The 13,117-nt window shown below is 57.6% G+C and carries 9 protein-coding genes; 3 read left to right on the top strand and 6 right to left on the bottom strand.

The features are described 5' to 3' along the window. Positions 1 to 131: 131 nt before the first annotated feature. Entirely contained in the window at positions 132 to 2,756 is a 2,625-nt protein-coding gene (locus Q0677_RS07765) for a DUF3131 domain-containing protein (RefSeq protein WP_298908047.1), read from the top strand. 18 nt (positions 2,757 to 2,774) lie between these two features. Here Q0677_RS07765 and nadC read toward each other — a convergent pair whose 3' ends face one another. From nadC to Q0677_RS07740, 5 genes are all read right to left on the bottom strand, one after another. Beyond that, a complete protein-coding gene (gene nadC, locus Q0677_RS07760) occupies positions 2,775 to 3,623 on the bottom strand; it encodes a carboxylating nicotinate-nucleotide diphosphorylase (RefSeq protein WP_298908045.1) in 849 nt (282 codons plus the stop codon). Then, positions 3,620 to 5,188 carry an L-aspartate oxidase gene (locus Q0677_RS07755; protein WP_298908041.1) on the bottom strand — a complete coding sequence of 523 codons (1,569 nt, stop codon included), beginning with the start codon at positions 5,186 to 5,188 and terminating at the stop codon, positions 3,620 to 3,622. The genes nadC and Q0677_RS07755 overlap by 4 nt, the downstream gene beginning before the upstream one ends. Before the next feature lie 5 nt (positions 5,189 to 5,193). Next, positions 5,194 to 6,243, bottom strand: a complete 1,050-nt coding sequence (gene nadA / locus Q0677_RS07750; protein WP_298908038.1) for a quinolinate synthase NadA — start codon at positions 6,241 to 6,243, stop codon at positions 5,194 to 5,196. Positions 6,244 to 6,663: 420 nt separating this feature from the next. Continuing rightward, positions 6,664 to 8,583 (bottom strand): ATP-binding protein, encoded by a 1,920-nt coding sequence (locus tag Q0677_RS07745; RefSeq protein ID WP_298908035.1) that lies wholly within the window; start codon positions 8,581 to 8,583, stop codon positions 6,664 to 6,666. Next, a complete protein-coding gene (locus tag Q0677_RS07740) occupies positions 8,564 to 9,403 on the bottom strand; it encodes a phosphate/phosphite/phosphonate ABC transporter substrate-binding protein (RefSeq protein ID WP_298908030.1) in 840 nt (279 codons plus the stop codon). The genes Q0677_RS07745 and Q0677_RS07740 overlap by 20 nt, the downstream gene beginning before the upstream one ends. A gap of 274 nt (positions 9,404 to 9,677) precedes the next feature. Between Q0677_RS07740 and Q0677_RS07735 the strand changes: the two genes are divergently transcribed. Together Q0677_RS07735 and chrA are read left to right on the top strand one after the other, a co-directional pair. Continuing rightward, the gene (locus Q0677_RS07735; RefSeq protein ID WP_366940955.1) at positions 9,678 to 10,664 is read left to right on the top strand and encodes a sulfotransferase; all 987 of its coding nucleotides are present in this window, start codon (positions 9,678 to 9,680) and stop codon (positions 10,662 to 10,664) included. After that, the gene (chrA, locus tag Q0677_RS07730; protein ID WP_366940953.1) at positions 10,561 to 11,874 is read left to right on the top strand and encodes a chromate efflux transporter; all 1,314 of its coding nucleotides are present in this window, start codon (positions 10,561 to 10,563) and stop codon (positions 11,872 to 11,874) included. The genes Q0677_RS07735 and chrA overlap by 104 nt, the downstream gene beginning before the upstream one ends. Positions 11,875 to 11,924: 50 nt before the next feature. Here chrA and nagA read toward each other — a convergent pair whose 3' ends face one another. Then, positions 11,925 to 13,064, bottom strand: coding sequence for an N-acetylglucosamine-6-phosphate deacetylase (gene nagA / locus Q0677_RS07725; protein WP_298908025.1), 1,140 nt, complete (start codon positions 13,062 to 13,064; stop codon positions 11,925 to 11,927). Positions 13,065 to 13,117: the final 53 nt, after the last annotated feature.

The following is a 13,117-nucleotide window of genomic DNA, read 5'->3' as shown; positions in this document are numbered from 1 at the left end:
CACTCTGGCACAGCAAGCGGGGTGAAGGAATGCGTATATGGTCGCAGGCCCGCAGGGTGTGACGTCTTGGTTGTTGGCGGCCACGCCCAAAGCTGCAATGGTGGGTCGAGCGGTACTATTAAGGAGGGGCAATGGATCGCAGGACATTCCTTTCGCGCAGCTTGGCCGGAGGGGCGGCAGCACTTTCGTCGCCGTGGCACATGGCCCACGCGGCCGCCACGCACCCAAGCCTACTGATTGTCAGAAACGTGACCCCCCGCCGTTCGGCATCCGCGCTTTTTTCCTTTCTTGATCCCATCACCTCGCAGAACATTCCCGTATGCGTGGCGGTGAAGTTTGACCAAGAAGAATGGGACGGCGCCAGCCAGAACGTGAAACTGATGGAGGCGCTGTACAAGCTGACCGTCGACTATCCCGGTTTGATCGATCTGGCGATCGAGCTGCCCGGGCTTGCAAGCGAACTGCCCTATCTGCGCATGCGCGCCGCCAGCGACGCACGCAACCGCTTTACGCAGGCGATGGCCAATGTCGGTGGGACCTACACCCCGCAAACGGTGATTGCAGACATGCCCGACGGAGAGGTGCCGACACTTGAAGGGCTACGTTCTGCGGGCTTTTTGACCTCGTTCCTGATCCCGAACGATGGCGGCCCCACCGAGGTCTGGCGCAACGCAGATGGCACACAGCAAGTGAATGGCGGATGGCGCTTTCCCCCCGCGCCCTCAGGTGACGAGGTTGACGCGACAGTTGCACAAGCCTCGGCGCAAGAAGGTCATTTGGTGTTTGTGGCGTCCTTTCCCGGCGATGACGCGCAAGGGGACGATGCCTTTTTCGATCAGGGCGCGATCCTTGGGGATGCTTTTCGGCGCAACCTAAGCGCCAGCCGCAACTATTTCATTCTTCCCTCGGAACTTAGGTTCCGTTCGGGGGCTGCCTTCGCCCGTCACGTGGTTCTTTGCGTCGACTCGGACGGGGCAAACGATACCCTTAGAACCCAGCTCGCCACAGCCAATGTGCCCTTCACCACGCTTTTGCCGCCCAATGCAGCACCCAAACCCGTGACAGATCAGGCAGAGACTGCGCCCCACCGAAGTTTCGTTGCCTCAACCCCGGACGCGGACGCTTGGCAAGCTGTAAGGCGGGCCACATTCGACGCTGGTACGCTTGGTTCCGTACACAGCATCGCGCTTGAGCAAGACGGGAACACACTGACGAACGCCCCTGCCCTCGCAGGGTTCGAGGTTGTCCTTGATATGGCCGACACCAGCACGGGGGGCATTGGGTTTGACGACCAAGGATCACTTCAGCTTGGGGTATCCTTGGTGCTGGACACGCCACTTGCGCCCGCGAAATTTCAAGACGCTTTGCGGCAATCCGCCCCCCACGGTGACGATGTTATCATCCTGATCAAGGAAAGCGCTTTCGCGCGACCCGAGGACGCACAGGCGTTGGTCAACACCCTTGTGACACTGGGAAGCTCGGACCAGTTTCGCCTTTTGGACCTTGCAGGGCAGTTCAATGCCGTCTCGATAAAAAGCGAACCGGCGCGGCTTCTGCGCGCCGCAAGTCGCTGGCCTGCGCGGGCAGACTCGTCCGCCGTGGACACGCAAGCGCGCGACCAGCTGATGAAGGACGCCCAGACGGCTTGGACTTACTTCGACAGTTTCACAGATCCCGACACTGGTTTGGTGCCCGCGACGGCGTGGATCGAGAATGATCAGGTCCAGACCTATCGCTTCAGCACCATGTGGGACACGGGAACCCTTTTGCTGGCGATCGTGAGCGCACATAGCATCGGCATCTTGGACGATGGCGCATTTGAGGCCCGATTGGCAAAGGCGCTCGCCGGGCTTTCGACTGGAACGTTTGACGGGCTTAAATTGCCGAAGGGACTGACCTCGACGGATGGAAAGGCCAAGGGGGACGACGATTATAATGCCAGCGACACCTCACGCCTGCTGACCGCGCTGCATCTGGTCCAATCCTATGCCAAGCAGGATCTGGGGATCGCGCAGATCGTTCGGGGCTGGAACTTGGACCAGACCATCAAGGATGGCATCCCATTGACGGTGCGTGGCAGCAGACTTGTCTCGGCCTACCGGTCCAACTACGCCGCATACATCGCACGCGGCTTTGGTCTTTGGGATTTTCCGGTGAAATCGCCCTACGCGGACCCCAGACCCGGATCCCGCTTCGATCAGGGGGTTCAGATCCTGCATGACATCGCGCGGTTCGGCCCCATCGGTACCGAGCCACATCTTCTGGAAGCGGTCGAGCTTGGCGCCTCGCCCTTGGCCCGCACGGCGGCAGACGCTTTGTTCGCCGCACAGATCGAGGAATATCGCGCGACCGGAAAGCTGACCTGCGTCTCAGAAGGCCCCGTGAACCGAGAGCCATGGTTCGTTTATCAAGGCTATCAGATCACCGAAGACGGAGGCAATTGGACCGCCGAAACCCTCGATCCCTCGCCGCGCTTCAAGACCAAGGGATTTGTCCGCGCGGTCGATATGCTGAACAGCAAGGGCGCGTTTCTTTGGAACGCCCACCGAACTAACGACTATACGAACCGCTTGGTCGATGAGGTGCGCGAGAAAGCCAAGACAGAAAAACTTGGGTTCAGCCCCGGCGTCTTCGCGATCACCGGCACATCGGATCAGGCTTACAGCGACATCAACACCAATGGTGTCATCCTGCAAGCGATTGCCTATCGCCTGAACGGCGGCATCCCCTGCGTGGACTGGAAGCAGAAGGGGTAAACCGGGCGCGGGCGATGCTTAGAAGTCGAGCCCCAGATCAACCGTTTTCGCCGAATGTGTCAGCGCACCCGACGAAACATAGTCGACACCCGTCGCCGCGATCGAGGCGATGCGTTCGCGTGTAACGTTCCCGCTTGCTTCGGTCGCCATGCGGCCATCGACCAGCGCGACGGCTTTGCGCAAGGTGTCATTGTCCATGTTGTCCAGCAACACGGTGTGTGCGCCGCCCACCTCAAGCACCTCTTCCAGCTGATCAAGGCGATCAACTTCGATCTCGACCGCCATCATGTGGCTGGCCTTGGCCTTCACCTCTTCCAACACGGCACGAACACCACCTGCGGCGGCGATATGGTTGTCCTTGATCAAAATGGCGTCGCTTAGGCTATAGCGATGGTTCGATCCCCCGCCGTGCAGGACGGCAAGCTTTTCAACGATCCGCAACCCCGGTGTCGTCTTGCGCGTACAGGTCACGCGGGTCTTGGTCCCTTCGGTCTCGGCCACGAAGCCTGCTGTTTTCGTCGCAATGCCCGTCAACCGGCCCGCAAAGTTCAAGGCGACCCGTTCAGCCGACAAAATCGACCGCGCGCACCCTTCGATGGTCATCAGAGTCTCTCCTGCCGAACAGGATGCGCCGTCCGGCTTGTGTGTGGTGACCACCAAATCGGGATCGACCAAACGAAAGGCGATCTGCGCGACCTGCATCCCTGATACGACAGCATCCTCGCGCGCATTGATCCGCGCGGTGTAGGTGATGTCATCAGGAACAACTGTGCGTGTCGTGATGTCACCATAGCTACCAAGGTCTTCCAGCAAAGCGTTGCGGATCATCGGCTCTAGGATGAGGTCAGGAACGGTTGCAAAGCTCATTCGGGTTCTCCGCAGATTTTGGAACGTAGGGACAGGGCGTCGGACAGGGTCAACAGGGTCGATTGCGCCAACTCGGGTTTTGTGTCCGGGAAGTCCGAACGCTCGTGCGCGCCCCGGCTTTCCTCGCGCAGTAACGCCGCTGCGGCAATCAAAGTGGCCGTGGCACACATGTTCAGGAACGAGGGACTGTCGCCGTGGTTTTGCTCTAGCCGGGCGATGGTGCGCAGCGCAGTTTTCAGGCCTGCTGCCTTCCGGACCACACCAACATGGTTGGTCATGGTTTGGCGCAGGTCTTGAACCGCTTCGGGATCGGGCGCGGTGCCGCCGGTCGCAAACTCAAGCGCGACTTCCGGCGCGTTTTCAACAGGCGCGAATTCAGACGAAATCCCTTCAGCACAGATACGGGCATAGACCAGCGCCTCGAGCAGACCGTTCGAGGCCAGCCGGTTCGCCCCGTGCAGCCCGGTCGACGAGGCTTCACCACAGACCCAAAGGCCGTCAAGACTGGCCTTGCCATGTGTGTCGGTGGCAATCCCGCCCATGTGGTAATGTGCGGCTGCGGCGACCGGAATAGGGTCGACAGAGGGGTCAATCCCGTTGCGCAAGCAGGCTTCGGTCACTGAGGGAAACAGCGCGTTGATCTCTGCGCCAATCGCGTCGGTGGTATCAAGCATCGGCCGGTTCCCGGCTTGGCTCTGTTCGAAGATGGCGCGGGCAACCACATCACGCGGGGCCAGCTCCGCGTCTTTGTGGACATCCAGCATGAAGCGCGTTCCATGCTTGTTGACCAGAACAGCCCCTTCGCCACGCAATGCCTCGGTCGCCAGGGGGGCCGGATCTTCGCCGACATCAATGGCCGTCGGGTGGAACTGGACGAATTCAGGGTCTGCAATCGTTGCCCCCGCACGGGCGGCCATACCGATCACCTGCCCTCGGATACGATGGGGGTTGGTGGTCAAGGCGTAAAGCCCCCCGGACCCGCCTCCCGCCACAAGAATTGCCGCGCCACGCAGCATAATCGGCGCCGAGCGCGCATCATGCGCGGCCTGAATGGCAACGCCCGTCACCCGGTTGCCTTCGGTTTCGAAATCAACCGCCATAACGCCTTCAAGCGCCTGAACTGACGGCGTTTCACGGACAGCTTCGATGAGCGCGGCCATGATCTCGGCCCCGGCCTGATCGCCCTTCACACGCACCACACGCGCATAGCTGTGCGCCGCCTCGCGCGACAGGACATATCCACCGTCCGCGGTCCGATCAAAGGGCGTGCCTAGTTCGGTCAGATCAAGAATGTAGTCCCGTGCTTCCTGCGTCACCAGCTTGGCGACCATGGGATTAACCGTGCCCGCACCCGCTTTGATCGTGTCCTCAGCGTGATCATCCGGGCTGTCTTTCGCATCCATTGCCGCCGCCACGCCACCCTGCGCCCAAGCCGAACTTGCGCCCTCGCCCAATGTCTCGGGCGAGATCAGCACGACCGGACGCGGGGCAAGTTTCAAGGCTGCATAAAGAGCCCCAAGACCCGCGCCGATAATAATGACGCGATCTGTGGTGACGGTTTTCATTGCGGCTAGAGGCCCAGCTTCCGCGACAGGTCGATCATCTTCTGAACAGATTGGCGCGCGCCGTCCGCGACCGAAGGGTCAACTTCAACCTGATTTTCCATCGTGTGCAGCACATACAGGATCTTTTCTAGGGAGATCTTCTTCATATACGGGCACATGTTGCAGGGGCCGACAAAATCGACCCCCGGCAAGGCGTCCGAAATGTTCGACGCCATCGAGCATTCGGTGATCAGCATCGCCTTTTCAGGCTTTTCATCGGTCACATATTTGATGATCCCGGCGGTCGAGCCGCTGAAATCAGCCTCGGCGACCACATCGGGCGGGCATTCCGGGTGCGCGATCAGACGCGTGCCGGGGTTCCATTCACGGAATTCTTGCAGATCTTTGGCTGTGTATTGCTCGTGCACGATGCACGACCCAGGCCAGTACACGATATTCTTTTTGCTTTTGTTCGCAACGTTCTGCGCCAGATACTGATCGGGCGTCATGATGACGGTATCACTGTCCATTGCGTCCACGATCTGCAGTGCATTCGACGAGGTACAGCAAATATCCGAAGCCGCTTTTACATCGGCGGTAGTGTTCACATAGGTGACCACGGGCGCGCCCGGGTACTTGGCCCGCATTTCCTCAATGCCGTCGGCGGTGGTGCTTTCAGCCAAAGAGCACCCGGCTTCCATATCCGGCATCAGAACCGTCTTTTCTGGACTCAGAATTTTCGACGTCTCGGCCATGAAATGAACGCCTGCCTGAACGATAACCTCGGCATCCACCTCTTGCGCTTTCATTGCGATTTGCAGGCTGTCGCCCACAAAGTCAGAAACGCCGTGATAGATCTCGGGGGTCATGTAGTTATGCCCCAAAATAACGGCGTTGCGCTTCTTCTTCAGCTCGTTGATGACTTTAACATAGGGGGCAAAACTGACCCAATCCGGCGGGGTCACCACGCGATCCATCTTGCGATAGATATCTTCCATGGACTCTGCCAGCGCGACCGAAGGGGCGAGGTCATAGTTATCAGAAAGTACGGATCGGATATTTCCCAGGTCCAACAAGTGCTACCCTCCACAAGGCGTCTTTGTGTCCGGAGACCTAACGCCTCGTCACCTTATCCACAACCCGTTTGCCTTTTGTCAGCGCTAGCAACACGCAATCGCGCATAAATCGACTGGCCAAACCTATTCAAAAGTCGAAAACCACGCCCGTTTCACAGCACTTCCATGCCATCACCGTCGCGTCACCGATCACCGTTAGTTTGAGAAATTGCACCACCCCATGTGAAGTTCATTTTAACGCACGAGACGGCTGGTTATCGTGCTTACACCCCGCGGGGTGTCGCGACGAGATTACTTGATACGGGAATGCCGACGCAGTACGGCTGAAAGACTTGCCTTTCCATCCATTTCCAATTGCTGTCGTGATATCGGTTAAAGTCATGTCGCCCCCCGCCAAAAAAAGAACCTGACGGTAAGCGGTTACACGTGGCAAGCCTGCGCAAGGTGTTTGGACAGAGTCGCTGCCAAATCGGTCTTTGACAACGGCTTGGCAAGAAAGCCGTTCATCCCAGCATCCAGACATTTCTCGATATCTTCAGCAAAGGCGCTCGCGCTCAGACCGATGATCGGAGTTTGAACCATTTGCAGTGGCCCTTTCCGGATGCGACGCGTTGTTTCCAACCCGTCAATTCCGGGCATATTGACGTCCATCAACACCAGATCGAATTGTTTTATTTGCATCAGATCAATCGCGATTTCACCGCTTTCCGCCGTCGTCACTTGGTGATTGAGGGATCGCAAGATGACTTTGGCGATTTTAAGATTTGTTTTGCTATCATCGACCACCAGAACACTGGAGGGCTTTGCTGATATCTGGTGTTGGGAAGAACCAACTTCCCGGGCACGCTCGACGTCCGCTTGAGTTTCGCATTCAATGTCAACAGTGTCGAACGGCAACGAGAAATAGAAGCGGCTGCCTTCACCCTCGCGGCTATCGACCGACAACTCGCCCCCCATTTCTGCAACCAACATATTGCAGATAGACAGCCCCAAACCCGTCCCCTGAAACTCGCGGTTACTACGATTATCCACTTGGACAAATCGTTCGAAGACTTGAGTTTGATCCTGTTCCGAGATTCCAATTCCGGTATCGGAGACCTCAAAGCAAATGGAGCAGTTTAATGGACTGGTCTTTGCCGCTGTTGTCACACTGAGCGTCACACCACCTTCAGCAGTGAACTTAATCGCATTTCCCACAAGGTTGATGAGTATCTGGCGAAGCCTATTTGCATCGCCCATAACCGCTTTCGGGCAAGCCGCATCTACAGAAAGATCAAGTGAAATTCCCTTATTTTGCGCCGCAACATGAAAAATTCCAACGACATTCTGCGCCAGACTTCCGACAGAAATCTCGTCATTGTGCAGGACGAACTTCCCCTCATCCATCTTTGTGATGTCCAAGATATCATCAATGATAGCTTTAAGAGCTTTCCCCGATTCCTGTATTGTTTCTATAAGTTGCGCCTGCTCTTTCGGAAGTTTTTGCTCAAGCAAAAGCTCTGCGATCGGAATGACCCCGTTCAAAGGGGTGCGGATTTCGTGGCTCATGGTCGCCAGAAAACGTGATTTGGCCTCGGCTGCTGCCTGCGCTTCGTCACGCGATGCGATCAGGCTTTGTTCGTTTTCTTTGATGGTCGCCCGCATCGTCGAGAAGCTGTTGGTCAGATCGCCAATTTCATCGTTTGAGCTGGGGGGAATCTTCGCTTGATAATTGCCGCGGGCCAGTTGCTGCGCTGCTGAGGCCAGCAAGGCTGCGCGTTTCACAATCCAACGCTCCAAAAGAACGCCAACAACAAGAAGCGCCCCAAGGAAGAAGACGGCGATCAGGACTGTGAGGTATCGAACTTGCCGGCGGATCTGCCCGAGATCGTCGGAAATATCGACCCGAACAGAAAGCACCGCGAGTTCTTTTCCTTCAAACGCGATGGTCCGCGATGTCTGGATTATGTCGGGCTTAACCACCGGGTCGGCCTCGGACAGGGGATATAGCCTTGTGCCGTCAGGGGTCGTGAGGACAACGGTTTCCCAATTCCCATAGCGCCTTTGCATGCTGCTGAGGGTCTCGAATACGGCACCAATCTGGTTTTGGAGCAAAAACGGGATAAGCGCATCTGACAGAATTTCGACGTTCTGATCCAGATTCCGAACCTGCGAGGCCGTCATCTCTCGAGTTAAACGCGGCTCCCAGATATAGGATAGGCCCAGCACACAGATACACATCATGCTGGCCAGAAGGGCGACAAACCGGCTGCGCAGTTTGAAGCGAACGCCAGCCAAAGCCGAGGAGATCGCGGCTTTGGCAGACGTTAAAAGTGGTGGATCACTTAACAAAGAACGCATCCAAGCCCATTCCTTGCAATTCGGTGTAGTCGTCCAGACTTGATTCCATCACCTCGCGGATCGGAACACGTTCAAGCAGCTCGCGACCATATCCAGTTTTCCAGAGATCAAGAAACGCTTGTGTGACCTGTCTTTGAACGTCTTCAGGAACACGCGGATGCGCGGCGATTGGGTGCGGGGGAACACGGGTGGTCTTGTAAAGGACACGGAGTTGTTCTGAGATTTCGATCGGTTGCGACCGGAAGGTGCCCATCACCCCCCCTGCGGCCGCAGCTTGGTTCAGGATAACGTTCAGGTATGCCGAACCATGCGTTGATACATACATCGGCGAGAAGTCGACATTGTGTTGGTTGGTCAAGTCAGACCGGATCAGCAGTGACGCACCAAGCGCATTGGGGGCTGGGAAGGCGATGGTTTGACCCTCAAGGTCTTCGACCGATTGATAGTCGCTATCGTCGCGCACTACCAAAATGCCAAACAGCTCGCGCCCGCCATCCCGGATCAGCGGCTGATACCCCTGTGTCCGGGCCGCAACCAGCGCGTGGTAGGGATTCATATACGCAAAATCAAACTCGCCATTCATGAAGCTGGTTTCAAATTCCGGAATGCGTGGCGATCCCACAATCTCGAAATCATAGCCGGTGCGCTTTTCTATCTCGTTGATGATCGGCTCCCAAATCCGGGCGAGCTTGCGCGCTTCGAATTGTGGAACGATGCCGAATGAATAGGTCTGCGCAAGAAGTGGCGAAGCGGTATATCCCAGCGTAGCAATCGCACACAAAATACCACCTAAGATTGAGTGAAGTGTATTTCTGATCATGTGAGCCCCTTTGGACGTCGTCGGTTTTCGATCCACATCGCTGCCGATGTATTTGCGAGTTCGCTGTCGAGCTTGGGGCGGATTAATTAATATTTTCACTACATAGATGGCTTTTTTCGGCGTCGCGTCATGCGGTGAACAAGGTGCTCAAGGTTAATAAGACTTTCATTTCCGTTAACGAAACGTAAATAATTTTCTCCTTTTAGTGGTGTATCGAAGTTGCCGCCGTACCTTTGAAACTTCAGAGCAGGTGGCCAAAAACGGAGCACCTCTGATGCCTTACTTCATGATTGGGACGCAAAGGTCGGGTTCAAACCTTCTGCGTATCATGCTGAATCAATCCCCCGAAATCGTTGCCCCTCACCCGCCACATATTCTGGAAAGGCTCGGGCCCTTGCTTGCGGACTATGGCGATTTGCAGAACCCACAGGCGTTTTCGCGCTTGGTGGATGATGTGTGCTTGCTTGTTGAAACCAATCCAGTCAGCTGGAAACTTGGCACGATTGATCGTGCGGCGCTGGAAGACGCGTGCACGGAAAACTCGCTTGTCGCGGTGTCTTTCGAGATCCACAACCTACTGGCGCGCCACAATATGGCGACCGACTGGGTCTGCAAATCCCTTGCGAATGTGCACTTCGCGGATGAGATCAATCGCTTCGGGGGTGAGACCGCCAAGTTCATTCACCTGCATCGCGATGGCCGCGATTCAGCGCTCTCGTTTCGCAAGGCGATCGTGGGCGAAAAGTCGTTCTATCACATTGCAAAGCAATGGCGGGACGAGCAAGAAAAGGCGTTGGAGCTTGGCCGGAAGCTTCCGTCGGATCGTTTCATTTCGGTCGCCTATGCCGACCTGATCGCGCGCCCAGAAGCAGAGCTGCGCCGGTTGTGCGACTTCATGAACATCCAGTTCTATCCCGACATGTTGGAGTTCCACAAATCCCGCGAAGCGGCGAGCACCTCGGTCGCCGGGCAGATGTGGTCCAATGTGCAGAAACCCGTCATGACGCAGAACACCAACAAGTTCATGCGCGAGATGAGCGCCGCTGACATCGCGGTGTTCGAAGCGGTCGCGGGCGACACGCTGCACAAGATGGGCTATCCGTTGATGAGCGGTTTTGACGACGAGAACCAGCGCCTGAAAGCGCAGGCCTTGGAGAATGCAAAGCCGGCAGATCTGCAAAAACGGAAGGCGCAGGCGTCGGTCATGCAAGACATCAAAGAACGTCTCGCCAGCAGCAATATCAATCGCCATGTCGCATAAATCTGCCAGCACCTACGCCGAAGAGGTCTCTCTCGCCCAATTGTTTCTAATTTTCTTCAAAATTGGGTGCATTTCGTGGGGGGGCTATATGGCGCTGATCTCGGTTGTTCGGTCCGAGGTCGTGGGGAAGCACCGTCTGCTTGATGATGACGAAATCATGGACGGTGTTGCCTTGGCCATGCTGCTTCCCGGGCCAGTCGCGGTGAATGTCGTTGCCTATGTCGGCGACAAGATCCGCGGCCCACTGGGGGGCGCGGTCTGTGCGGCCGCCGTGATCCTGCCGTCCTTCTTTTTGATGGTGGGCTTTGCGGCGCTTTATTTGTCGTGGGGCACCATGGTGGTCGCGGATAAAGCGCTGGCGGGTGTCCTGCCCGCGATTGCTGCGATCATCCTGAACGCAGGCTGGAAGATGCGCGCAAAAGCCCTTCAGGGGCCAATCGACATGGCGATGGCCGCGATTGCTGCGGTGCTGCTATTGACCGTCGGTGGCATCTGGATTGTCGTCTGCATTTTCGCGGTGGCTGCTGTCATAGGTATCCTGCGACATCAGTCGGCCGAGGCAGAAACCCCCACACCTACAGCGCGCCAGCATTCAACGTTTGGCATCGGATCACGCGTTGTCGTCCTGCTTTTGACGGTCTGTATCGGGCTGTTTCTGTTCCTACCGCAGATGAACGTCACTTCAGTCCTTCTACAATTGTTCTCGGTCTTCTCGGGCATGAGCCTGCTGCTGTTTGGCGGCGGGTACATCTTCATCCCGATGATCCAAGAGGCCGTGGTGAATGCCCACGGCTGGCTGTCGCTGGAAGATTTCGGGGCAAGCATCGCCTTGGGTCAGGTCACACCCGGCCCGATCCTGATCAGCGCGACGTTTATCGGGTATAAGGTCGCTGGGCTTGCGGGGGCGGTGGTTGCGACGGTCGCGATCTTCGCGCCTCCTGCAGCTTTGATCATTCTGGCCGCACGCCAGTTGGAACGCTTCAGTCATCTTGCGCGTTTCAAAGCGGCCCAAGCCGGGATCCGCTCCGCCGTCTTTGGCATGATCATTGCCGCTGCGCTGTCGCTTCTGATGGGGATCGCCAACGAGGCGGCGAACCTGCTGGCCCCCGCTGCGATCTTCGCCCTGTCCTGCGTGGTGCTGATGTACCTGAAAAAGAGCGAGATCTGGACAGTCGTCATCGCGGCCGTATTGGGGATGCTCGTCTTCTAAACAGGCTTACAGCTGTGCCGATCTGGTCCATGCGGGCCAGATCGGGCAGCTTATGCCAAGACAGACACCGTGCGCAGATCGCGCGAAATGCGGATAAGATCTGATACTCGGCAGTTTGGCGTCGTCGGCGCGATCAGGTGGGTATTCAGCATTTGCGCGGGCACGGTCGTTGCCGCGCCCAATGCGGCCTCCAACGGTAGCCCAACCTGTTCGACCATCACCCGGATGGCAGTGGTCAAATCCAGATCCGCCCCGGCCAGTGTGCCGTCCGCAAGCGTCAGCTGACCATGTCGGCGGTGGATGGTGCGGTCTTTCAGTGTGAACTCTGTCTTGTCCGATCCCGCGACGGCCATCGCGTCGCTGACCAGAAAAATCCGGCCCGGCCCGGCCTTGGCAGCCCACGCTGTTCGAATAGCCTCTGGATGGACATGCACCGCGTCAGCGATCACGCCAGAGGAAACCTCACCGCACGCAAGAGCCGCACCAACAAGCCCCGGTTCACGATTTCCAAGTTGGCTCATCGCGTTGAACAGGTGGGTGACACAACGCGCGCCTGCGGCCATGTAGCGCCGGCACGTATCGTAATCCGCATCCGTGTGGCCCAACGAGACAAGGATCCCAGCCTGTGCCATCGCGGTGACCTGAGCCTCGGTGACATTCTCGGGCGCAATGGTGACTTTCAGGCAAGGCAGGGCATCGGCTGCAGCCAGCAGCTCGTCCAGATCGTCATCCTGCATGGGGCGGATCAGGGCCGCGTCATGGGCCCCTTTGCGGGCAACCGACAGATGCGGGCCTTCAAGGTGCAGCCCTGCGATACCCGGCACGCCTGCGCGAATGGCGTCAATCGTTGCGGCAATCGTGGCACGCGTGATCTCAGGCGTGTCGGTGATCAGGGTCGGCAACAGGCGCGTGACGCCAAGTGCGCGATGGGCACGTGCGATCCGCAAAAGGGTGTCAACCGACGGATCGTCCCCCACCATAATCCCGTCCCCGCCATTGACCTGCAGATCCACATAGCCGGCGCTTAAGATATCCCCGCCAAGGTCAATTACCGCGCCTAAATCAGGTACATCCGCGTCGGGACCAAACACCACGCGCCGCCCATCTTCGAAACTGATCGCGTGACCGTCGATCAGCCGCGAACCGTCGAAAATCTGTCCGCCACGATATGTGACCAAGCCCTGTATCATCCTGTTTTCGTCACTTTCTTTCGATGGCGCGGCGCGTCCGGAGCAGTCGTACG

The organism is uncultured Aliiroseovarius sp. (assembly GCF_947492455.1).
Taxonomy (GTDB): domain Bacteria; phylum Pseudomonadota; class Alphaproteobacteria; order Rhodobacterales; family Rhodobacteraceae; genus Aliiroseovarius.
This window is presented reverse-complemented; position numbering and strand designations above follow the sequence as displayed.